General features: G+C 37.2%; 18 protein-coding genes. 1 reads left to right on the plus strand and 17 read right to left on the minus strand.

Going from position 1 to position 21,892, the window contains the following annotated elements:
- Positions 1-120 precede the first annotated feature (120 nt).
- From KHA93_RS12470 to KHA93_RS12520, 11 genes are all read right to left on the minus strand, one after another.
- Entirely contained in the window at positions 121-1,728 is a 1,608-nt protein-coding gene (locus tag KHA93_RS12470) for an extracellular solute-binding protein (protein ID WP_349772288.1), read from the minus strand.
- Between the two features lie 54 nt (positions 1,729-1,782).
- Entirely contained in the window at positions 1,783-2,946 is a 1,164-nt protein-coding gene (locus KHA93_RS12475) for an MFS transporter (RefSeq protein ID WP_213111026.1), read from the minus strand.
- A 145-nt stretch (positions 2,947-3,091) separates the two neighbouring features.
- Positions 3,092-3,706 (minus strand): YesL family protein, encoded by a 615-nt coding sequence (locus tag KHA93_RS12480; RefSeq protein ID WP_213111027.1) that lies wholly within the window; start codon positions 3,704-3,706, stop codon positions 3,092-3,094.
- Positions 3,707-3,743: 37 nt separating this feature from the next.
- Positions 3,744-4,586, minus strand: coding sequence for a carbohydrate ABC transporter permease (locus tag KHA93_RS12485; RefSeq protein WP_213111028.1), 843 nt, complete (start codon positions 4,584-4,586; stop codon positions 3,744-3,746).
- Position 4,587: 1 nt separating this feature from the next.
- Positions 4,588-5,532 carry a carbohydrate ABC transporter permease gene (locus tag KHA93_RS12490; protein ID WP_213112905.1) on the minus strand — a complete coding sequence of 315 codons (945 nt, stop codon included), beginning with the start codon at positions 5,530-5,532 and terminating at the stop codon, positions 4,588-4,590.
- 69 nt (positions 5,533-5,601) lie between these two features.
- Positions 5,602-6,945, minus strand: coding sequence for an ABC transporter substrate-binding protein (locus tag KHA93_RS12495; protein ID WP_213111029.1), 1,344 nt, complete (start codon positions 6,943-6,945; stop codon positions 5,602-5,604).
- A gap of 399 nt (positions 6,946-7,344) precedes the next feature.
- Positions 7,345-8,853, minus strand: a complete 1,509-nt coding sequence (locus tag KHA93_RS12500) for an alpha-glucosidase/alpha-galactosidase (RefSeq protein WP_213111030.1) — start codon at positions 8,851-8,853, stop codon at positions 7,345-7,347.
- A 116-nt stretch (positions 8,854-8,969) separates the two neighbouring features.
- Complete coding sequence (locus KHA93_RS12505) at positions 8,970-9,857, minus strand: AraC family transcriptional regulator (RefSeq protein ID WP_233711142.1); 888 nt, start codon at positions 9,855-9,857, stop codon at positions 8,970-8,972.
- Positions 9,858-9,919: 62 nt separating this feature from the next.
- Positions 9,920-11,215, minus strand: a complete 1,296-nt coding sequence (locus tag KHA93_RS12510; RefSeq protein WP_213111031.1) for a DUF4129 domain-containing protein — start codon at positions 11,213-11,215, stop codon at positions 9,920-9,922.
- A 1-nt stretch (position 11,216) separates the two neighbouring features.
- On the minus strand, positions 11,217-12,326 hold the full coding sequence (locus KHA93_RS12515) for a DUF58 domain-containing protein (RefSeq protein WP_213111032.1): 1,110 nt from the start codon (positions 12,324-12,326) through the stop codon (positions 11,217-11,219).
- On the minus strand, positions 12,327-13,286 hold the full coding sequence (locus KHA93_RS12520; RefSeq protein WP_213111033.1) for an AAA family ATPase: 960 nt from the start codon (positions 13,284-13,286) through the stop codon (positions 12,327-12,329). It abuts the gene before it with no gap.
- A gap of 612 nt (positions 13,287-13,898) precedes the next feature.
- On the opposite strand from KHA93_RS12520, the gene KHA93_RS23540 reads away from it, so the two are divergent.
- Positions 13,899-14,024, plus strand: a complete 126-nt coding sequence (locus tag KHA93_RS23540) for a hypothetical protein (protein ID WP_267917343.1) — start codon at positions 13,899-13,901, stop codon at positions 14,022-14,024.
- A gap of 205 nt (positions 14,025-14,229) precedes the next feature.
- Here the strand turns inward: KHA93_RS23540 and KHA93_RS12525 are convergent, their stop codons facing one another.
- The 6 genes from KHA93_RS12525 to KHA93_RS23255 form a co-directional block, all read right to left on the minus strand.
- Positions 14,230-16,503, minus strand: coding sequence for a glycoside hydrolase family 127 protein (locus tag KHA93_RS12525; protein WP_213111034.1), 2,274 nt, complete (start codon positions 16,501-16,503; stop codon positions 14,230-14,232).
- 256 nt (positions 16,504-16,759) lie between these two features.
- Entirely contained in the window at positions 16,760-18,307 is a 1,548-nt protein-coding gene (locus KHA93_RS12530; protein WP_213111035.1) for a glycosyltransferase family 2 protein, read from the minus strand.
- Between the two features lie 541 nt (positions 18,308-18,848).
- A complete protein-coding gene (locus KHA93_RS12535) occupies positions 18,849-19,739 on the minus strand; it encodes a fumarylacetoacetate hydrolase family protein (RefSeq protein WP_213111036.1) in 891 nt (296 codons plus the stop codon).
- 110 nt (positions 19,740-19,849) lie between these two features.
- The gene (locus tag KHA93_RS12540) at positions 19,850-20,947 is read right to left on the minus strand and encodes a mandelate racemase/muconate lactonizing enzyme family protein (protein WP_213111037.1); all 1,098 of its coding nucleotides are present in this window, start codon (positions 20,945-20,947) and stop codon (positions 19,850-19,852) included.
- A 33-nt stretch (positions 20,948-20,980) separates the two neighbouring features.
- The gene (locus KHA93_RS23725; RefSeq protein WP_349772352.1) at positions 20,981-21,415 is read right to left on the minus strand and encodes an alpha-L-fucosidase C-terminal domain-containing protein; all 435 of its coding nucleotides are present in this window, start codon (positions 21,413-21,415) and stop codon (positions 20,981-20,983) included.
- Positions 21,416-21,444: 29 nt separating this feature from the next.
- Positions 21,445-21,888, minus strand: a complete 444-nt coding sequence (locus KHA93_RS23255; RefSeq protein WP_233711143.1) for an alpha-L-fucosidase — start codon at positions 21,886-21,888, stop codon at positions 21,445-21,447.
- Positions 21,889-21,892: the final 4 nt, after the last annotated feature.

Genomic DNA, 21,892 nt, shown 5'->3' on the forward strand with positions numbered 1-21,892 from the left:
GAGATTTCATCCCTCACTCTCAATTCGTGAACAATTTATATTTATTTTTCTTTCGAGAAGCAGAGCAATAGTACAAAATGTCTGAGAGGAAGATTCTTATTATCTTTCTCTTCATATCATTTAAAAATCTATTTTATTTTCTTGATACTCATCATAATACTTTTGCATCATATCGATAGTTCTTGTTATACCAATACTTTCTAACTGTTGTACGTAAGCATCCCATTCTTCTTCCATACCACCTTCAGTAATCCATTTACCAAAAGCACCCATCGAAAGATTCATTAAGGTGGAATTGAGTTGCGTTAATACATAATAATCTTCTGGACTATATTTAATAAAAATCTCAGGATATACGTCTTTTTCTTTATTAATGCCATCAAGTGCGGCTTTTAATGGCTTAGTTTGTTCGACAATTGCTTCTAAATCGGAACTAGGAGTTATCTGCGATGAATCTGGTATATACATAGGTCCATTATCTCCCCAAGTTGTTGTCCATTTCCAAGTAGCAGGGTCCATTCCGAGATCTTCTGGTGGAAGTACTGTATACGTACCCTCACCATTATCGGAAATATTTGATCCGACGGAACCAAATAATACTTGCATACTGACAATCGGATCATATAGTTCATTAATGAATTTCATCGCTGCGTCCTTGTCTTTAGCGGTGGCTGACATTTGGACCATGTTCGCACCATACGTCAATCCATAGAAATCATAACTCCAAGAAACCTGTTTGTCCGAGCTCGATGAAACTTGCAAAGGTGGCAGTGAAACGTATTGTGAGGCAAGCGTATTACCGAATCGTTCTGATAACTCCCAACCCCATGTAAAGCCGACGTTTGCTGTCTCTCCATTTCCGCGTGCAACGGATTGATACGTTGCATAATCGCGAGAAAGAATGTCCTCGGTCAGTACACCGGCATCCCAACATTTATGTAAAAATGTAATTAATTCCTTCGCACGCTCGTCAATGAAAAAGTTTTTAACGACGCCGTTTTCAACGAAATACCCCTGACCGCCACCGTTCGTAATGGTTATTCCAACACTCCCTAACAAAACAGTAGGGTGGAAAAAATTAAATCCTCCCATACCGAGTGGTGCAAAATCCATTGGAATTTCGTCATTGGGATCACCATTACCATTTACATCATTTTCCTTAAACGCTACTAAAACAGCAAATAACTCATCCCATGTTGTCGGCACTTCCAAGCCTAATTGATCCAACCATTGCTTATTAATGAATTGTCTCGTCGCGGTTTCAGTTCCAAACGGCTGATACTTTGGTAATCCGTAAATTTTTCCGTCAAGTTGAGTGGCAATCACTTCCGTTTCAGGCTTATCTTGAAACATTTGCTGAACGTTCGGACCATGCTTTTCAATTAATTCCGTCAAATCTTGAAACATGCCTGGATATTGAGCAAATTCGGCGTCCGTTATTGCATTGGGCCCAATGATAAGATCGGGAATTTCTCCACTAAACAATAAATCTTGTTTTATTTTTTCCCAATCTGAAGACACTTCCTGCCACTCAATTTCCACTCCGGCCTTTTTCTCTGCTTCTTTTAGCCAATCCATGTTAGATACATCTTGAGTTAAAGGATGTTTTACAATAATGGCAGTTAATTTTACTTTACTTTTAGATTTACCGACACCAATACTTATACAACCAGCCAAAAAGAAAACACAAATGGTTATCATTAAAAAAGCTACGAGTCTCTTTCTCACGCCTTCCCCCACTCCTCACTATTAGCTAGTTTAATGATACCAAGTTTTGGAAGATTATGCCGCTGATTTTTCGAGTTTTTCAGATTTTTCTAAAGAAAAGCTAATAAAAATGATTAATATTAACGGTAACGATAATATCCCAAATAAAACACCCATTTGTACATGCTCAGCTATAAAGCCGAACAAATATGGAATCGTCATCCCGCCAACTCCACCTGCTGCTACTGCTAGGCCAAAGGCTGTTCCAGAGTATTGGGATGAAAACATCGATCCCGCTTGAGATACTATGAGTGGCCATATTCCGGAAAAGCCAAGGCCCATTAAAAATAAGGTTACGGGAGCAATCGAATTGAACACCGAAAATACTTGTGCCACTAGTCCCATAATCGATACAAGGCATAAACCACTTACAAGAATTTTATTTGAAAATCTTTCAGCCAACCAAGCTGAAATAAAACGGCCGATTGTAATGCCAAACCAAAGCAACCCGACCATAAAGCCAGCAAATGCTTGTTCATAATTCATATCTGTTAAATGTTTTGGCGTCCAACCCCAAGCGGTTGTTTCCACCCCTACATACAATGCAATCGCCGTACAAAGCAAGATAAAGCTTTTATTCCCTAAAATATTTTTAAACGCGGAAACATCAAAACTCTCATCTGTTTCTACTCTTGGATATTCATATCTCGTTACCCAAATAACTGCTACAAAAGCTAAGATGGCAGCGACTAAATAAGCCGTATTCCAAGAATAATTTGAATCGATTAACCAACCAGAAAAAGTAGGTCCTACAATGGCTCCAACACCGAAGAATACATGAGCAAAGGTAACCGCTCGTCTTTCATTCCCCGGATTGACATCAGCTACGATGGCACTAAGTGTACTTTCGATAACTCCACCAAAACCACCTATTAGAAAAAACATTACAATAGAAAGTGAAAAATATGGTGAAATCGAGAATAATAGGAGTGCGCTTGCAAATCCAAATCCCGACCAAACAACTACTCGTTTTTTCCCAATCCGATCGGAAATAATTCCTCCAAATATGATCGCCACCGTAAATCCAGCAGCAGAAACCGAAAAGAACGACCCCATTTGCGCAACTGACAAATGGAAGGAATCAGACATTTTTTCAATTAATGGACCAAGCATCGTCATTTGCAAACCGAACACCAAAATGGCGAAATTGATAGCATAAGTAAAAAGTTTTCTGTTCATACATTTTCCCCCATACACAGGAGTCAGCCCCTTACCGAAACAATCGGAAGGGACTGACTCCATTAATAATTATCTTATTTTTTTGAATTTCATTATTTTTAGAATACCAGAATTCTGAAATAAATGAAAGGGGTTGTAAGAACACTTAGCTTTTATCCAATTTAAAAAAGACTTGCATGGATACCCACATACTTCCTGCTAATGCAACAGCAATCGAGAAAAAGAGAATAAATGCGGGGATTTCCAAAGAGATATAAAGCACAATGAAAATGACCATTCCAAGTAACAGCGTATAATGTATCCTTGAAATACCTATAATGAATGCATTTTTTATATGATTATGCCATTTGGCCTCGTAATGAGCCATTAATGGAAATGACCATAATGCAATGATTGAATAGAAAAAAACTAAAAGGTAAAAAGCAAATGGGATGATAAACAGGATTTCATTTGTTGTATTCACCATTACTCGATAATTTATATAGAGTACCAAACCAACAATCGTAAGAATCCATCCAAGAACATTGGCACTTTTAAACTCTTGCTTATATATGTCCTTGAACTCTTGAAAAATATGAGTCTCATCATTACCCATTATCCACTTTCTCGCTACCCCAAGCGCAGCAACCGTCGCAGGAAAAACACCCGCTATGAATAAACCGAGAAATGAAAATAGAAACCATAACACGTTTAGAATGGCAAAACGCATAACCCAACTTAGGATTCGATCAAATGTGGATACGATTTGTTTACCTACCATGTTGTAGCCACCCTTATTCATCTTCTTTCACTCTTTTCTATCCTTTAACTCCACCAACAGTAAGCCCTGTTACAAAATAGCGTTGGAAAAAGATAAATAATATAATGATTGGAACAATCGTCATAACCGAACCAGCAATCAATATATCGTAGTTATTCCCGTACGGTGTTAACAATGTTGCTAATCCAATCGGCAATGTGAACATATCATTCGAACGCAATACTATAAGAGGCCATAGGAAGTTATTCCAGCTTCCTAATCCTTGTAAAATTGCCATCGCCGCTAAAGATGGTGTCATTAACGGCAGCATGATTTTAAAAAAGATCCCATACTCCGTCGATCCATCAATTCTTGCAGCATCCATCAATTCCTTAGGTAAACCGAGGGCAAATTGCCTAAAAAAGAAAACTGCAATTGGCGCAACAATTGCTGGGAGCATAACAGCCGTATATGTATTAATTAACTGCCAACTGATCATGAGTTGGTAAAGCGGCAACATTAAAATTTCAAAAGGTACCATCAAAATAAATAAAACGAGCATAAATAAAAGGTTTCTACCTTTAAAATCATATAATGCTAAAGCATATCCTACCATTGATGAAAAAAACAAAGAAAGAACAATTGTAATCGCTGAAATGACTAAGCTATTCCCATACCAGTCCCAATAATTGCCAGCCACTGTGAAAATATAAATATAGTTGTCAATGTTTAATGAACTTGGGTCGAACGTTAAACTAATCCCGTTACGCATTAATTCTGATGAGGGTCTAAAAGAAGAAAGAAGCAAGCTCAAAATTGGAAACAGCGCAATCAATGAAATGATGACAAAGAAAACATTAATAACCCATTTGAGTCCTGAATCACTTTTTTTCGGTTTCATATTATTCATCTCCCCTTTTAAATGCTCCGGTGAGAATAAGCTGAATGAAACTAATAATAAAGATGATAATCATCAACACAACCCCAATTGCAGCACCGAATCCCATGTTATTTTGTTGTATTCCTTGTTGGTAAAGATATCCTACAACTGTTAATCCGATATTTCCAGGAGAACCGCCACTCCAGTAAACGAAACTTTCCTCAAACATTCGATATCCACCGATGATTGAAATCGTCGACACGAAAATCGTAACTGGTTTTAAAAATGGCAGCGTCACAAATCGAAATTTCTGAAACCTGGATGCACCATCAATATCAGCCGCTTCATATAATTCATTCGGAACCGTTTGTAATGCAGCGAGGAAGTATAAAATATTGACTCCCATCCAACGCCAGCAACAAAGCAAAACCATCAAAAGCATCCCGGACCACGCATGATAACGCCATTCGACAGAGTTCAATCCAAGCCAATTCATGAATTGGTTTGCAGCAGCGCTGTCAGTTTCTCCAAATAACAATCGAAAAACCATACCTGCAACAATCGTGGATGTTAATGCTGGTATAAATAAGGATGCTCTAAACAATACTTTGAATTTAACTAACTTAGAGTCTAGTAAAACTGCTAAAATTATCGGGACTGTTACTAAAATGACTACCGTTAAAACAACATATATCGTCGTATTTGATAAAGCTTTATAAAACGTAGGGTTGAGAATCCTGGAATAATTTCTGAATCCTATATATGTTATTTGACCGGGCAAAATACTTTGAAAACTCATAATGAATGCTTTTATCGTTGGATAAAGTGTAAAAACGAAAAATGATAGAACAAACGGCGTAACGAATATATAAGGTACAACTTTTTTAGAGTTTAAAAACTTTAAAATTTTATTCGGGCTCTTTATAGGTGCCATTTCAGTTGCTGTATTTCGCGGTGTTGGTAACATATGATACCACCTCGTCATTTCTTAATTACTTGATAAGACAGGAATGATCCTGTCCCATCAAGTATTTCTTTACTGCTTATTGCTTCTAATTTTCTCCGCTGCTTCTTTCAATGCTTCTTCTGCAGTCTTTGTTTGCTGCCTTAAGACACTATCAAATGTGATCGTATTAATTTCATTCTGCACTTCAGGAGTTTGCGGAGTTATATGAACAGGATTGATTTCATCCCGTACATCAAGAAGTGTATCGAAAATATCGTTACCAAAGAATTGGTAGAATTTATTGTCTTGCTTCACTTCTTCACTTTCCCATACGTCCCAGCGAGGAGGGTCGAAGCCTAGGACCGTCCATAATTTGATATTCGCTTCCCTTGAAAGTTTTGCAAATGCTAAAAATTCTTTTGCGAGATCAGGATGCTTCGTTTGATTCGTAACGACAGTTCCTGTTCCTCCCATACCCGCCGATCTGAAACCACCCGGCTCCCAAGCAGGCATCGGACGAATGACCATCTTATTTTTTAAGTCTGGCATATAATCTATAAATCTACCCATATACCATAATGGCATTGAGATGGAAGCTGCCCCACCGTCATTCATATAAGCATAATATTCTTCCGCGTGAGGTTGTCCTCCGGGAGTCAATTCAGCGATTTTATGCACATAAATGAGGTCATGCAGGAATTGGAGTGCTTTAATATTTTCAGGGCTGTCGACAGTTACTTCCCCATTTTCATCAAACCAGTCAGAGCCCTGCTGGCTAATCATAGCCCACATCGGAATATAGTCACCAGTAGGGACATTTGTCATCATTTTCCCTGTTTTCGCAACTACTTGTTTCCCAGCCTCTACATAGTCGTCCCAAGTTTTAATGGAATCAATATCTACTCCTGCTTCATCCATAATTTCTTTGTTATAATACATGACTGATGCACCGACATGTGTTGGCATCCCGTAATACTGGCCGTCTTTACTATATATTTCCAAACGAGCTTTTACAAAATTATCGATTTCAGGCTCAACAAGCTGATTCATCGGCAATAATTGCGGCTCGCCTTGCAAATAATTCGGAAAACGACTGATTTCAATATCCGAAATGTCAGGGGCACCCTTCCCAGATTGTAAGGCTAAAAGCAAGTTATTATGCATTTGATCATAAGGATATGTTTCTACCTTCAATTTAATCGGTTTGTCTGAATTCTCTTCATTCCAGCGTTTTGCAGCATCTTCAAAAAACTCCATATGCAAGGAAGCAAACGTCCAAAAAGTTAATTCTGTCGCTCCTTTAATATCGTCTCCAACAACACGACTATCTGTTGCTTCTCCAGAACCAGAGCCTGATTTCTTTCCACCACAAGCTACAAGAACGATCGACATTACTCCAATCAGTAAAATGAAAAGACTCTTTTTTATCACCATTTATCCCCCCTGTTATTTGACACGGTACTCATTAATAAGGAAACGCTTTCAACAAAAATGAAAACTCACACCCCCGTAGTATTTATCAGTATAGTTGTTGTACAACCTGTGATAACTCTACTCTATTACCTGTACGAACATGTTATCATTTGTCGTAAATGTGGTCAACCATTTTATTTAATGAACTATAGTAAAAAAGCCTTATTTTATAACGGTATTTTCGACAATATTATTCATAATTTTCTCTTCTGAAAGGTTGAAGTTGTATATTGCTGCGTTTCACCAAAACTACCTATACGTACCAATAGATGTTAACTTTAATATCATACGGTTATTTTATAGGATAAAAAAAGAGTGATTTGTCATGTTAATTCGACAAATCACTCTTTTAGTTTAATCTTATTTCACCGCCGCTGGCCTCTCCTTCGCCTTATCCGCTTCCCCGGCATTTTTACTAGCTGCTTCACGGTCTTCTGCCATTTCTTCAACCGATTTTACTTTAAGACGAGCAGCTCCTTTGTAATCATCTTTCGTAGGAATGAGATTACCTAAGGCGAGTCGCTCTTTCGCTTCAGCAATTGCCTTATGGTATTGCGGTAACCATTTTTCTTGCCCCACAAGCATCTCGTCAGTCATTTGCCAAATTTCTTTCGGATTGCATACTGCACCTGTTAGCGGGTCCATCATCATAGCCTGACGAAGAAGGAAATCATCTCCATGTACTGCAGCTTCCACTGCAAGTCTTTGAACAGATATACTTGCGTTACAAACCGCTGCCGGACCAAGTGGCAAATCACCAACATGAGGCATGTTAATTCCATTTCGGTCAACATAACCTGGTGCTTCAATGATGGCGTCATCCGGTAGATTGGAAATGACTCCATTATTCACAACATTAAAATGACCTCGGTAGACGCGCCCCGTCTCAAGTCCTTCGATAATCCACGATCCATGCTCTTCACTTCGTTTTTCCGGCTTGTATTCCATTGGTTTTTCTTTTAACCAGTTTGGAAAGTCTGTTTCAAACCAGTTTCTTCCTTCTGTACATACGCGCAGATAGCCTCCGGTTTCACCGTTAATCCATACGCCTAAATCAATCCAATCATTGATTTCTTCAGGACGTTTCCTGTACCAAGGAACATATTCACTCAAATGACCATTCGATTCCGTACTGTAATAGCCAAATCGCCTTAGCATATCAATCCGGACTTTTTCAGTTTTACTGAATTCAGGATGACTTTCAAACGCTTCCAATATTTTATGCGTTAAATCTTCCCCATTATGTTTCACACTAATATACCATGTTTGATGGTTGATTCCTGCACAAATGATATCGACTTCTTCTTTTTTAAGACCAAGAGCCGTAGTAATCTGCCAATGTCCGCCTTGCACACCGTGACAAAGTCCAATAGTCTTGACCCCACCATATTTATTGCAAGCCCACGTAATCATCGCCATCGGGTTCGCATAGTTAAGAAGAAGTACGTCAGGAGCTGCCACTTCTCTAATATCTTTACAAATGTCCAGCATTTCTGCAATTCCGCGTTGCCCATACATAATTCCGCCTGCACAGAGTGTGTCTCCAACACATTGATCAATTCCATATTTTAGCGGGATATCAACATCCATTTGGAAAGCTTCCAGCCCACCAATACGGACAACGGAAAAAATGTATTTCGCATCTTTAAATGCTTCTCTACGATCGAGTGTTGGTTGAATTTTAATATTTAGGCCATTTTCGTCAATATCTCTTTGACAGAGCTGGGTAACCATGTCTAAATTATGTTCATTAATATCTGTAAAGGCGATTTCGATGTTATGAAACTCTGGAACTGATAGAAGATCACGTAAAAGTCCTCTCGTGAAACCGATACTTCCTGCCCCAATAAAAGCCACTTTAAATGACATTAGCATATCTCCTTTTCAAAAAAATATGATTGCTAATATCATAGCAATCATGGCATTCAGAATATTGCAGGATGTTAACTTTTCAGTTATTACATGTTTAAAATATTAACCTTTCATTAACGGAATTTTGTTATTTGACTCGAGTACGTTCTTCTATAATCAATAGGCGTCATACTAGTATGCTTTTTAAAGATTTGACTAAAATATTGACTACTATTAATTCCAACATATTGTGAAATTTCTATAATTGGAATGTCTGTATCAGCTAAAAGCGCCTTCGCCTTATCCATTCGAAGAAGAGTTAAGTATTCCATAATGGTACAATTCATCAGTTTTTTAAAAACTCTATGAAGATATCCAGGGTGCAAATTAACGGCTCGTCCAATATCCTCTAATTTCAAGTCACAGTCATAATTTTGGTGTAGAAATTCAACTGCTTGATTTACATATACATTCGCTTGCTGATTTACTTTTTTTAGTTCCACATCTTCAACAGCCATTCGCGCTATTTGGATAAGTAATTGAGATATAAGCAGCTGAACCATCATCTGTTTATCTTCTTTTTTATCACTTTCAAGAACGAGATTTTTCAGAGTATGATAGATTTCATTCGGATCCTTTAATACGATGTAAGGGCTCTTCATTTTCAAAAACTCTGATAACGCCTTATTTTCATAGGCTAGTTCTTTAATGGAAGGAAAACTTCCATTCGAATGAAGGAAAGAAAATTCCACATTTAACATTCTGCATGGGTCACCTGCAGCCACGATAAGTCTATGAGGAATATTGGAATCAAGTAATATAAAATCACCTTTTTTTAATGTAATGGCTTCCGATAAGGTTTCTACGATGCATTCTCCATTAATAACATACATAATTTCTATATCTTTATGTGTATGAAAAGCCATTTCATAATTTTCCCAGTGCTTAAAATAATAAGCATTCACTTTAGGAAAATAGCGATCTTCTATTAATTGCGGGTGAAAAATGCTGGTGGTGATCATAGTTTCCCCCCTTACTAACCGTGAAGAATAAAAGGGACCTTCTAAATGATCCCGTTGGTAATTTATTCTTTAATTAACAATCGCAGTTCCTTGATCCTACTAGCCTCCACACTCTGCCCGCCATATCTTACTTGTTCATACGCATCTCTTAACTCTTCTAATGTGGTCTTTTCAGTCAATAAAGACTTTAATATTTCGATGGTTTCTCTTGGCGTTTTAGACGACTTGAAATCCATTTCCTTTTTATGTTGCTTCACAATTTGTTTATACACATATCTAACCTTTTGTTCAGTTGTTAAGGAATCCCAGCGTGGCTCGCGTTTAAAGATTTGCTGAAAAAGTCCCATCGCTTTTTCCTGTTGGGCATCCTTCCATTCTTTCCAATCAAAGACACTCTCTTTTTCATCAATATACTGTCTTGATTCTTCCAATTCAGATGATCTAAAAATGATATTTTTTAAAAAGTCGATAAATTTGCTAAGAGCTTTCATAACTAACATTCTTACTCTTTTTATAAATAAAAGAAGAATCCCCACTGCAAGAGCTACTATAACTGCATAACCTATGTACATAAAAAACATTTCCAAAAACTTCCAAAACGCATTAGGCTCCCCTTTTTCTAAGTCAATTCCCATTTGGGCAGGAGGGGGGGTTTCTTCTACTACTGATTTCCCTTGATCCGATCCAAATAACCAAAAAATCAATTGAAATAAACCTTTAATTGCTTGAAAAACTGCTTCCTGTACGATTTTTCCGTTTGTTAAAAGGAGAATAGTTATAGACGTTAATATAAGGTACACTCTGTTCTGGTTTTTGATGGCTCGACTAATAAACGGTTTCTTTTCTTTAGATAATGTTGATGCTTTCAACTGCTCGCCGTTTGATATAAAAAGAATAATAACGACTACAACTGCTCCACAAATTGAAATGATTGTTAAATGGGTTTGAAATTTTTCAACGTAACGGAAAAGTAGATAGCAGACAAAATAAATTCCAAATCCTCCATACCACATAAAAGATGTAGGTAGAAGGCTTTCCCAATTGCGGCCCACATACATCATTCCGCGATAAATAACTACAGGATGAAGTAATATTAATAAGGTTAAAGATAAGATATGGTGACCAAATAATATGCTTGGAATAATTGCGAATACAAAGGAACAAATGGCATATACCCACCATTTTTGTTGCGGAAATATAGTTCTAAATAGAACACCGACAATAAACAAACCGTAAAGGACCGGAATCCAAATCCATAAGACTTCTGGAACAACAAGAATTCCAAACATTAGAATTAGCGGAAGGAAAAGGAGGTATTCAAACAACCCTTGAATGAGTGTAACGATCATTTTTTTCATGTTATCCCACCTTTTCATTCGCCTTTTTTAGTAAAATTTCAGATTGTAAAGTAAGAACTTCCACAGAATTCCCTTGTGATTCCAACCTTTTAATCGTTTCTTTCATACCATCCGTCATAATAGCCGTTATTAAAAGAATATCAGTCCCTTCTAAGGGACGATCCACATCTTCTTGTAAGAAAAAATCAATAAATGTACTTGTACCTATTTTTACTTTTGCCATTGTCTCAAATAAATAGGTCAACTGCTGTTTGCTATTCTCTGGCTCAATTCGAATCGGTTTTTTATCCAATTCATCAAAATACGCGTTGCAGCCAAAGCCAGTTGCAATACCATTTGCAATTGCATATTGGGCAATGGATGCTGCATAGGAAAGTGCTTCTTCCATAAGGGCCTCATCGACAATCGGGATACGGAAATCTTCTGTTTGATTAAAATTTATATATATCATTAAGTGATGATCTGCCGAATAATCCTTTTTACTTACTTGAAGACGATTCGTACGAGCGGTTGCCTTCCAATTGACCGAATTTAAAGGGTCTCCGTAAGCGTAATCACGGACACCAGATATTAAAAAGGGATCTTCAATAATCCAGCGACGGACGATAATATCACCTAACCAGCTATGTGCGGGAAGTGGGATATTTTCCATTGAAACTAATCGCGGATACACAATAATTTCCGCAGTTGAAGATACACTTGTAAATCTTTCACTAATCCCAAATGCATCACCGGTAGATAGAGATACGGTTTTAAATTGGTAATGTCCTCTTTTTGTACAGGTCAAAAATTGTCGTCGCTTCACTTTTTGATAGGGCATTAAGCTAAATAACGTGCGATGATAGTCCCCACTGTTGATTTCATTATCAGTAGCGGAAGTTTTTTGGAATTGCAGATTGGCACTTATTTTTGATTCAAGGCGAAGCCACGGAATGGGAAGAAGTTTTTTATTAGAAATTTCATCTATCATTTCAACTTCTTCGCCCTCAAAAACCGCTTTTTCATTAAATGACCTCGTATATTCAATTCGAAGTAGTCCCCATTTATGATAGATGTACGCTTGACCCCCAACTACCGCAAATGTAATCAAAATAAACCACGCAATATTCATTTACTTCACCGTCAATTCTTCTGCCGGAACCGCAACCTGATCAACAATTTCATCCAATAATAGGTGTGCTTGATTTTCCCGCAGCCTCATCGTATGGGCTAAAATGAGACGATGCGCCAAAACTGGCTTGACCATTGCTTTCACATCATCTGGAATAACGTAGTCCCTACCTTTTAACAAAGCATATACTTGGACTGCCTTAAGCAACGCCTGACTTCCACGTGGGCTTACGCCTAATTCAATATGTTCATGATTTCTTGTTTTTTCAATAATTTCCATCATATAGCTAAGCATATCGTCACTTACATATACTTTTGAATACAGTCTTTGTGCCTCTACTATGTCTTCCTTACTCGCAATCGGCAGCAATTCATGAATCGGATTTTTTTCTTTAAAACGTTTTAAAATGGCGATTCCTTCTTCTTTGGAAGGATAGCCTAAGTTTAATTTTAATAAGAAGCGGTCGAGTTGTGCTTCTGGCAAAGGAAACGTACCTTGGCTTTCAAGTGGGTTTTGAGTCGCGATGACAAGAAAAGGTTTTTCTAATACATGTGTCTCACCATCAATCGTCGTTTGCTGCTCCTCCATACATTCAAGAAGACTCGACTGCGTTCTAGGAGTCGCACGATTAATTTCATCCGCCAAAATGATATTGGAAAAAATAGGACCAGGACGAAATTCGAACTCGCCTATTTTTTGATTATAAAAGTTGATCCCAGTTATATCAGATGGGAGTAAGTCAGGAGTAAACTGGATGCGTTTACATGAACAAGAAAGCGATTGCGCCAATGATTTCGCCAATAACGTCTTTCCTGTACCCGGAACATCTTCAAGAAGAACGTGTCCAGAAGAAATCAGTGCCACAAGCAGTTGATCAATCGTATCTTCTTTCCCGACTATGACTTGTTGAATATTTTGTTTTACCTGATCGGTTAAATCTTTTATTTTTTTCAATTCCATAAAACACGGCTCCTTTTCCATACCTGTTTTGAGAGTATTACACATGAAATTTTTGATTATTTCAATTATACACTATTTATCTCTTAAAAATCATAATAGAACAATAACTTGGAACTGGACTGTATGAAGAAGGATCTTTATTCATGAGAAATCTTAAATTGAATAGTATCGTAGGAATGGTGATAAGGTTTCCGGAATGGCTAATAGAAACCCCGGGACGGCTAATGGAACTCCGGATAGGTTAATAGAAACCACGGAAAGATTAGTAGAAACCCGGAACGGCTAGTAAAAACCGCGGAACGGCTAGTAAAAACACGGAACGGCTAGTAAAAACTCCGGGACGGCAAGTAGAAACCCCGGGACGGCTAATAGAAACCACGAAACGGCTAATAGAGACCCCGAAACGGCTAATAGAAACTCCGAAACGGCTAATAGAAACTTCGAAACGGCTAATAGAAACCCCGAAACGGCTAATAGAGACCCCGAAACGGCTAATAGAGACCCCGAAACGGCTAATAGAGACCCCGAAACGGCTAATAGAGACCCCGAAACGGCTAATAGAGACCCCGAAACGGCTAATAGAGACCCCGAAACGGCTAATAGAAACCCGGAATGGCTAATAGAAACTCAGTAATGGCTAATAGAAACCCCGAAACGGCTAATAGAGACCCCGAAACGGCTAATAGAGACCCCGAAACGGCTAATAGAAACCCGGAATGGCTAATAGAAACTCAGTAATGGCTAATAGAAACCGGAATGGCTAATAGAAACTCAGTAATGGCTAATAGAAACTCAGTAATGGCTAATAGAAACTCAGTAATGGCTAATAGAAACTCCGGAACGGCTAATAGATTCCGCTAAAATAACATAACGGCGAGCGGAATCGTATATTACTAAAATTATTAAAGCCTGAATACAGTGATTCAGGCTTTTTCAAGATACTTCATTGACTTTTGATGACCCTTACCCCGTACACTCCACCAGCTATATTCCCAACGCTTGAAGCAAATTTTACTTCGACTTTCGATTTACCTTTTGTCATTTCAAATGGAAGGTCATAACTTATATCGAAAAGATGATCGGAGTTAGTTCCACCAAGTTTTTGCTCGGCAATTTTTATGTCATCTATAAAAATATTAAAGTTTCTTTCGTATAACTTTCCGTCAAGGAAGATTGTTCTATCATTTCCGTAATACGTCACTAACAAATGCATTTGTACATCGGCTTCGACAGCCATCTCATAACTAAAAAATCCTTCATCACGACAATCACGCCATCTGCTCTCTGCAACATTTAAATACCCCGAGTGTGAGTTGCTAGATTTGATTCCATGTTCTACTTCAGGCTGCTGTTCCCCTGGCTGAACAAAGTCCACTGTTATTTTCCGCAATCTGTCATTATGCTCTTTTTCATCGTCTACGAAGGACTTGTATGCTTCTTCATCTAGCATATTCCAGTATAGGGTGTATCGTTGATGGTGCAATTCGTAAAATGGGATGAGTTTCACTTTTATATTTCCTGGCTGCCCAACAGCATCCGTTTCAAATGTTAATGAGTGTTCATCTACTCGTCTCACCCAATTATGTATATTATTCTTATCTGCCACGAGATTAGGAACATCGATCAACGGAAGGTTGTTAAGTTTTAAATGATCGTCCAATATATCACTTTCAGGGAAATTTTCTTTTCCAAGTGCCCCTGCGAGTACAATAGGTCCAAACATTATTCCCACTTTGTTAGCGTCATCTTTTGCCGTATAGGTGTGAAGATTCATCGCAAGGTTTATTTCAACTGAATCCCCAGTTGTCCACTTCCTTTTAAGTGTGGCGTACCCATTGTTAGGATCAACATCCACTTTTTCTCCATTCACCAAAATGGAGATGTCATCCGACAGCCAATAAGGAACCCGAATATGTATCTGTTCTAATTGAGAGTCGACTTTATTAACATGCAACAATACTTTCTCAGAGTTTGGAAACTGAGTTTCCTGTTTTAATATAATTTTTTCGTCTCCACTCGTCCATTCAGAATTAATGAATAAATTAACATAAATTTCATCATTCTTATGAAAATAAATATTTCTATTATAAAGAGTGGGATTTTCCATCCCAGTTCCAGTGCAGCACCAGAATGAACTTTCCGCTGAACAATACACTTTAAAATGTCCAGGCTGTGACGAAATAAAATATGTTTTCATTCCTGATTCAGGGTCTTGCGAAGCCAAGATATGGTTATATAGTGCTTTTTCATAAAAATCCATATACTCTGCTTTTTGTTGCCAACGATATAAAATTTCCGTCAGCTTGAGCATGTTGTACGTATTACAAGTTTCAGTAGTCTGAATACCAAGTTTTTCTTGACCTACTGGACCAAAATGCTCGTTAATACTATTTCCTCCTATAATATAAGAGCGAAATTTCGTAACCTCATTCCAGAAAAATTCAGCCATACTTCGATATTTTTCCTCGCCAGTAATCTCATAAAGCTTGGCTGCCCCAATGACTTTCGGAATTTGTGTGTTTGCATGTTTCCCTTCTAGGTCATCGATTCCTTTTGACAATGGCTCTAAAATAGCATCATGACAGAATCGAATAGCAAGATTAAGGTAGTCTTGATTTTTTGTAATCGTATACAAATCCGCCATTGCTTCATTCATTCCGCCATGCTCGCAAATGAGCATTCTTTGGAATTGTTCATCACTCAAGTGATCGGTTCCTCTTTTCGCCCAATCCGCTAGTTTTAATACTATCTCTAGTGCTCGTTTACTCCCAACTAATGAATACACATCTATTAAACCTGCATAAATTTTGTGGATACTGTACCAAGGTACCCAGCTCTCCCCCAAGCTAAAATGTCCAACTTCAAAATTACCAGAAAAAACTTGATCAAAACAATCTCGAGGAAATCCACTTACATAACCATCTGGGTCTAGAGCTTGAACATATTCAAGTTCACTGACTGCATAATTGATCTTTTCAAGCAATCTCTCATCCTTTGTAATTGTATACATGGAAGCAGCTGCAGAAAGCCAGTGGCCGACCGAGTGTCCTGCAATTTGCGTGGCTTCCCATCCTCCATATCGAGGCTTTTTCGGTTCTTGATTTTGTGCTTCATAGCACGGAGCAATCAACCGATCCACATCAAGAAAAAGCAAATACTCCTTCCCCTTTTCCTGTGAATCTTTAAAAATACCACTGAGTAGTTTCACATTTCGCATTGATAATCACCTTTGAATTATTAATCGCTTACATTAAGTTTAATATTATCACACGAAAAGTTGTACGTATATGTTTTCAAAACAAAAAAGCCAGCATTTACACGCTAGCCTTTATACAGTTGATTGTAGAACTGTGGTTAACTTATGGCAATCTGGAATTAGTTTAAGCTTAAATGATCAGTAAGAGGTAGTTGAATATATCAAGTTTCCCAATATGTATTATCACTCCTACTGTTGTATTCTCAAACATCTTTCTTCATTTTATTTTTAGAGCGACATTGGAAAAGACCGAATGATAAAAAATGAATTCTCTATTTTCGTAACGATGTTTCATTTCATTTTTAATCAGTTGCCTAATATTCATTTTCATATAATCATTATATCTAACGAAAATGGAGTAATTGGCAGGCGGTAAATCTTTTAATGAGTCTAATTTGAATTCGATAAATCCTTCACCATTTTCTTTTATAGTCACCGGTAAAACATAATCATTGTGAGCATTTTTCCCGTCACGAATTAATACATCTGTGATTGAATGGATGTCATCACCATAGACATGAAAGTGAAGATTGTATCGGTCCCCTTGACAATAATGTTGTTTAAAGGTGATATATATGGGCAAAGGAATATATTTATATTTTTCCTCAAGAAAAGGAGTAACCATATAAGGCTTATGATTTTTTATCGCCACTTCTTTTACTTTCATTGATTTATCCCATTCCAACAGTTTTGTTACTGTACTATACCTACCTTCACGGATCAATTCATAAATTACTTTATGAATTGGTTGTAAAAAGTTCTCAGAAAAATCATATGTTAATTTTTTTGTTGTCTTCAAAATTTGTTTGTACTTATAATAGTACAGCAGTTTTAATTTTGTGTTTTGAAAATGTGGTGTCGTAAACAGCCTTCTCGTTAAATCAAATTCATAAATTCGATTTACTATCATTTTTTCAATTTCAATATCTAATTTTCGATTTAAAATGTAACGGACTACTTGTAAATTATAATTTGTTTTTTGTAAAATATTGGTTTGATTCGTTAAGCGGGTTTTTTTCGTTTCATCCAAGCGATTTACATAATAAATCGGCTTTGTCGTCGTTGAGATTGTTTTACAACTTGTTAGTACATCAATAAAAAATTGCTTATCTTCGGCGAATTTCATCTCGGGGAACTGAATCTGCTGCTCTTTAATAAAACTAGTTCGCATCATTCTTGCCGTCGGACCAAGATGGTGAAATATATGCGGGATGGAAAAAGGAGATACGCTTCTTCTTTCTTTACAAGATTGATGGTCACCAACTACTTGAGTTCCTCCATTATCCACTCTGATCGTTTTTCCAACAACATATGCTTCACCTGTTTCTTCTAAAATCTCAAAAAGTACTTGTAATCCATTTGGATCGAGCCAATCGTCTGCATCTAAAAAAGTGATATAAGGTGAACTTGCTAATTCCAGACCAATATTACGAGGACGTCCAGGTGTACCAGAATTACAATCTAACAAAACCACGGTAATGTTCTCATGTTTTTTTTCATAATCTAATAAAATTTCTTTTGAACGATCTGTGGAACAATCATCGATTAAGATGTACTCAATATTTTTAAAACCAAGCGTTTGATTCTTAACGGATTCAATTGACTTCTTTAAATAGTTTTCCCCATTATAAACAGGGGTAATGACAGTAACTAAATATTCTTTTTTCCTATTTGTAGACTCGTTAAACACAGTATAAGCTTGTTTTTTAGGCTTATATAATTTTTTAAAAATCGTAGTATCTAATAAATTATATTTTTGGACCATGTCTTCACGTCATTCCTTAAAAAATCTATTAAAGACAATAAATGACTTATACATAAAATTAGAGATCGAATATGTTGGATACCTTAAGTAACAACCATATTTTGGTCCAAAAACAAATAAATTATTCTTTTTTTTAAACTCTATTCCATAAGGACACCTGCCCTTATTAAACATGGCCTTGAATGTAATGATCGAAAGTACTGATTAAACAATCATGCATTCTTTTTTCAATATAACTTTTATGAATGGGTAGGAGTAGAATTCTTAAAGCAATGGGAAATGGATTTTGAGCAGGTGATGAAGGAAGTATTAGATGAGTACTTTCTGATAAGATTGGGTTTATTTCATTTAAATTTTGTTTATATCCTATATCAATTAATTAATTTAATAATAGGTTCTAGCAGTGGTTATGTATCAACTTTATAGTACGGTTCACCATGATCTTCAGTAGATAATCTAAGTGGCAGATGGAATCACTCCATCCGCCACTCGGCATTACATTTAATCAATAGAGAAAGATTGAAAGTGTATCAGTCCACTTTTACTCTTCAATAAAATAATTAGTAAGTGAACCTAGTTTTTCAACTTCAACCGTTAAGACATCCCCTGGCTGGAGATAGTGTTGCTTGTCTTCGGGATATCCCATGACGACTCCTTCTGGTGTTCCAGTTAAAATTATATCTCCTGGCTCCAACGTCATATGCTGCGAAATATAGCTAACAATTTCTGCGCAATTAAAAATCATATCCGATGTATTGGAATTTTGTCTTAACTCGCCATTTACATACGTTTTTAAGGTAAGGTTGTTAGGATCTCCGACCTCGTCTGCCGTCACTAAAAAAGGTCCTACTGGGCTAAATTTATCACATGACTTTCCGAGCAACCATTGAGGAGTTCTCAACTGCAAATCTCGTGCAGACAAATCGTTCACCGTGGAATAGCCGAAAACATATTCCAATGCTTCATCTACATTGACGTACTTTGCTTTTTTTCCAATGACGATTCCTAGTTCAACCTCGTAATCTAGTTTTTCCGTCACTTTTGGAACTGGAATTTCCTCTTTATGACCCGTTAATGTATTATCGAACTTATTAAATAATATTGGAACTTCCGGATAAGGAGCGTTCGTTTCATCTGCGTGTTTTCTGTAATTCAAGCCAACGCAAATGATTTTATGAGGTCTTGTGACACATGGTCCCCAAGTGATTTCGTCCTCATTTGCAAAAACTGCCTTCTCTTCATTAATCGAGTATTCAATAAAATCCTGAAGTCTTGACACTTCTTCTTTAAATCCAGAAATAACATCCATAATATCTGTCTTGATATCAAAATTAATTCCGTTTTTAACAGAAGCAGTAATGTCCAAAATTCCATGTTCTGTTTTTACTCCAAGCTTATGTATGCCCTGATCATAAAACGTTAACAGCTTCATAGAAAATTTCTCCTTTCATGAACTATGCATTTTTTCCAATAGGAAGCGAAACGAAGATCAGCTGTTCCTTCAATCCGCTTCCTACACTGTTGAAATTTTTCTATCTTGCTTTATCCAATCCTGCATTCCGTCAATACTTTATCCGTAAATTTACATCCTAATCCCGGTTCTTCAGGTAAAGTGTAATAGCCATTCACCACTTTAACGGGATTTTCCCAAATATCTGCGATTGATTCGTAGCAATATTCAACCATCGGAACATTTGACGAAGCAGCCGCTAATTGGACATGTAATTTTTGTTGAACATTTGTATGTGGAATGACTTCAAGATTATAACAACGGGCGAGAGCTGCAACATCCAGCCACTCATCAATTCCAGATAGTTTCGTAGCATCCGCTTGGACGATATCAACCGCCCCCATTTCGATATAATCACGGAAATCATATTTCGTATAAATGGTTTCTCCAACGGCGATTGGCAAGTCTAAAGTACGCGCCAATTCGGCATGAGCTTTTTTATCAAATGGGTTCATCGGTTCTTCAAGCCAAAACACGTCAAACTCCTCAAATTTTCGTCCCCATACGATTGATGTTTTTAAGTCCCAAACCGTATTGACATCAACCATTAATTTTACATTGTCGCCAATGGCTCTTCGGACTGCCTTCACTCTTTCATAATCCTCTCTAGGGTCAGGCAAGCCGACCTTCATTTTTACCGCATCAAAACCACGTTCAATTAATGTGGTCATATCTCGAATCAATTCATCCTGGGTCACCTGAAGCCAGCCGCCGTCAGTGTTATATGCCTTTACTTTATCTTTAACTGGCCCTAAGTATTTCCATAACGGCAAGTTTGCCACCTTCAATTTTATATCCCATAAAGCCATCTCAACTGCACAAAGACCAACTCGTGTTACTCCAACCTGGCCAATAAAATGATTCGTATAATGGAGCTCTCGCAAAATATTTTTATACATAAGCGGGTCTTTTCCAATTAATTTAGGTGCATATGTATCATCGATAATCGCTTGAACTGCCCTAGTCCCTTTTGTGTAATTCCAGTTAAAACCCCAGCCACTAATTCCTTCATCTGTATCAACCCGGATAGCGATAAATTCAACACCTTCAAGCCTTGTTTGCGAATCTGTAATCGCTCGTTGCTTTAAAGGGACATCAAGTAAGTACGTTTCAACATGAGTAATCTTCATTAATAATCCTCCTCTAGTTAACGCTTACATTTATTAATTTAATTCAATTTTAAAAACGACTGGGCTTGTACTTTCGACAGTTGAAGTTTGAATCATTAGCGCTTCTTCAGTTCTATTCCATGTTGGTTTTTCCTTAAATCCTAAAATGGAAATATCTTTGATAATGCCATGAAACAATGGTGATTTTTCTTTAAGCGAATTAATTCGAACTTCACCACTTTCTGGATATGTCAGAACGGTTGCGTATAAATGTTTGTCTTTTCTAGTGAACCGAATATCTTCACTCGTAAAAACCTTAGCCTTTTGATCTGTAAATTGGCCTTCTTCTATATTATTTGGCCCTTCCCCAAACGTTTTCCAGTAAGTCGTGCCGTAAATTGCTTCTCCGTTTAGTTTTAGCCAATCTCCAACCTCTAGAAGAATTGCTTTATCTTCTTCAGGAATCGTACCATCCGCTTTTGGACCGATGTTTAATAGTAATGCACCATTTTTACTTACTAGGAAATCTCACTTTTATATAGTTGAAATCCATCATGATGTTCCGCAACTGGCATAATATATTTCGCACCAGATTGTTTAAAGAGATCAGCCCATTCTTCCGCATGAAAATGTTCCGCCTTAAACATCGGAATAAAATCTTTATAGCCAAAATCTTTATGCTCTCCATGCATTTCGAGGTGGTGTTTATATTCATCCGACCCTTGAATATACATATTTCGCGGATACCATTCATTTTTAAAAGCCGGAACCGAATACACTCCCCAATGGATGAATATCCCGAACTTCGCTTTTTGATACCACTCTGGAACTTGGATTTGCGATAATGAGTCCCAATCGGCATTGAATCGTCCAGAGGCAATCGTGTCATCAATGATCTTTAAATATTCCTGTTTATCCATCCTGTCATCCTTTCCTATTAAGCTATATATAATATTCTTCATCGTT

It is taken from the genome of Lederbergia citrisecunda (assembly GCF_018343695.1).
Lineage (GTDB): Bacteria > Bacillota > Bacilli > Bacillales > Bacillaceae_C > Lederbergia > Lederbergia citrisecunda.

Bases quoted from the DNA above. Each gene is read 5' to 3' on its own strand.
- KHA93_RS12485 (WP_213111028.1), bottom strand. From the start codon at position 4,586: ATGAAACCGAAAAAAAGTGATTCAGGACTCAAATGGGTTATTAATGTT.
- KHA93_RS12505 (WP_233711142.1), bottom strand. From the start codon at position 9,857: ATGATCACCACCAGCATTTTTCACCCGCAATTAATAGAAGATCGCTAT.
- KHA93_RS12490 (WP_213112905.1), bottom strand. From the start codon at position 5,532: ATGTTACCAACACCGCGAAATACAGCAACTGAAATGGCACCTATAAAG.
- KHA93_RS12520 (WP_213111033.1), bottom strand. From the start codon at position 13,286: ATGGAATTGAAAAAAATAAAAGATTTAACCGATCAGGTAAAACAAAAT.
- KHA93_RS12540 (WP_213111037.1), bottom strand. From the start codon at position 20,947: ATGAAGATTACTCATGTTGAAACGTACTTACTTGATGTCCCTTTAAAG.
- KHA93_RS12530 (WP_213111035.1), bottom strand. From the start codon at position 18,307: ATGGTCCAAAAATATAATTTATTAGATACTACGATTTTTAAAAAATTA.
- KHA93_RS12500 (WP_213111030.1), bottom strand. From the start codon at position 8,853: ATGTCATTTAAAGTGGCTTTTATTGGGGCAGGAAGTATCGGTTTCACG.
- KHA93_RS12525 (WP_213111034.1), bottom strand. From the start codon at position 16,503: ATGCGAAATGTGAAACTACTCAGTGGTATTTTTAAAGATTCACAGGAA.
- KHA93_RS12495 (WP_213111029.1), bottom strand. From the start codon at position 6,945: ATGGTGATAAAAAAGAGTCTTTTCATTTTACTGATTGGAGTAATGTCG.
- KHA93_RS12535 (WP_213111036.1), bottom strand. From the start codon at position 19,739: ATGAAGCTGTTAACGTTTTATGATCAGGGCATACATAAGCTTGGAGTA.
- KHA93_RS12510 (WP_213111031.1), bottom strand. From the start codon at position 11,215: ATGAAAAAAATGATCGTTACACTCATTCAAGGGTTGTTTGAATACCTC.
- KHA93_RS12515 (WP_213111032.1), bottom strand. From the start codon at position 12,326: ATGAATATTGCGTGGTTTATTTTGATTACATTTGCGGTAGTTGGGGGT.
- KHA93_RS23255 (WP_233711143.1), bottom strand. From the start codon at position 21,888: ATGAAGAATATTATATATAGCTTAATAGGAAAGGATGACAGGATGGAT.
- KHA93_RS23540 (WP_267917343.1), top strand. From the start codon at position 13,899: ATGGCTAATAGAAACTCAGTAATGGCTAATAGAAACCCCGAAACGGCT.
- KHA93_RS12480 (WP_213111027.1), bottom strand. From the start codon at position 3,706: ATGGTAGGTAAACAAATCGTATCCACATTTGATCGAATCCTAAGTTGG.
- KHA93_RS12475 (WP_213111026.1), bottom strand. From the start codon at position 2,946: ATGAACAGAAAACTTTTTACTTATGCTATCAATTTCGCCATTTTGGTG.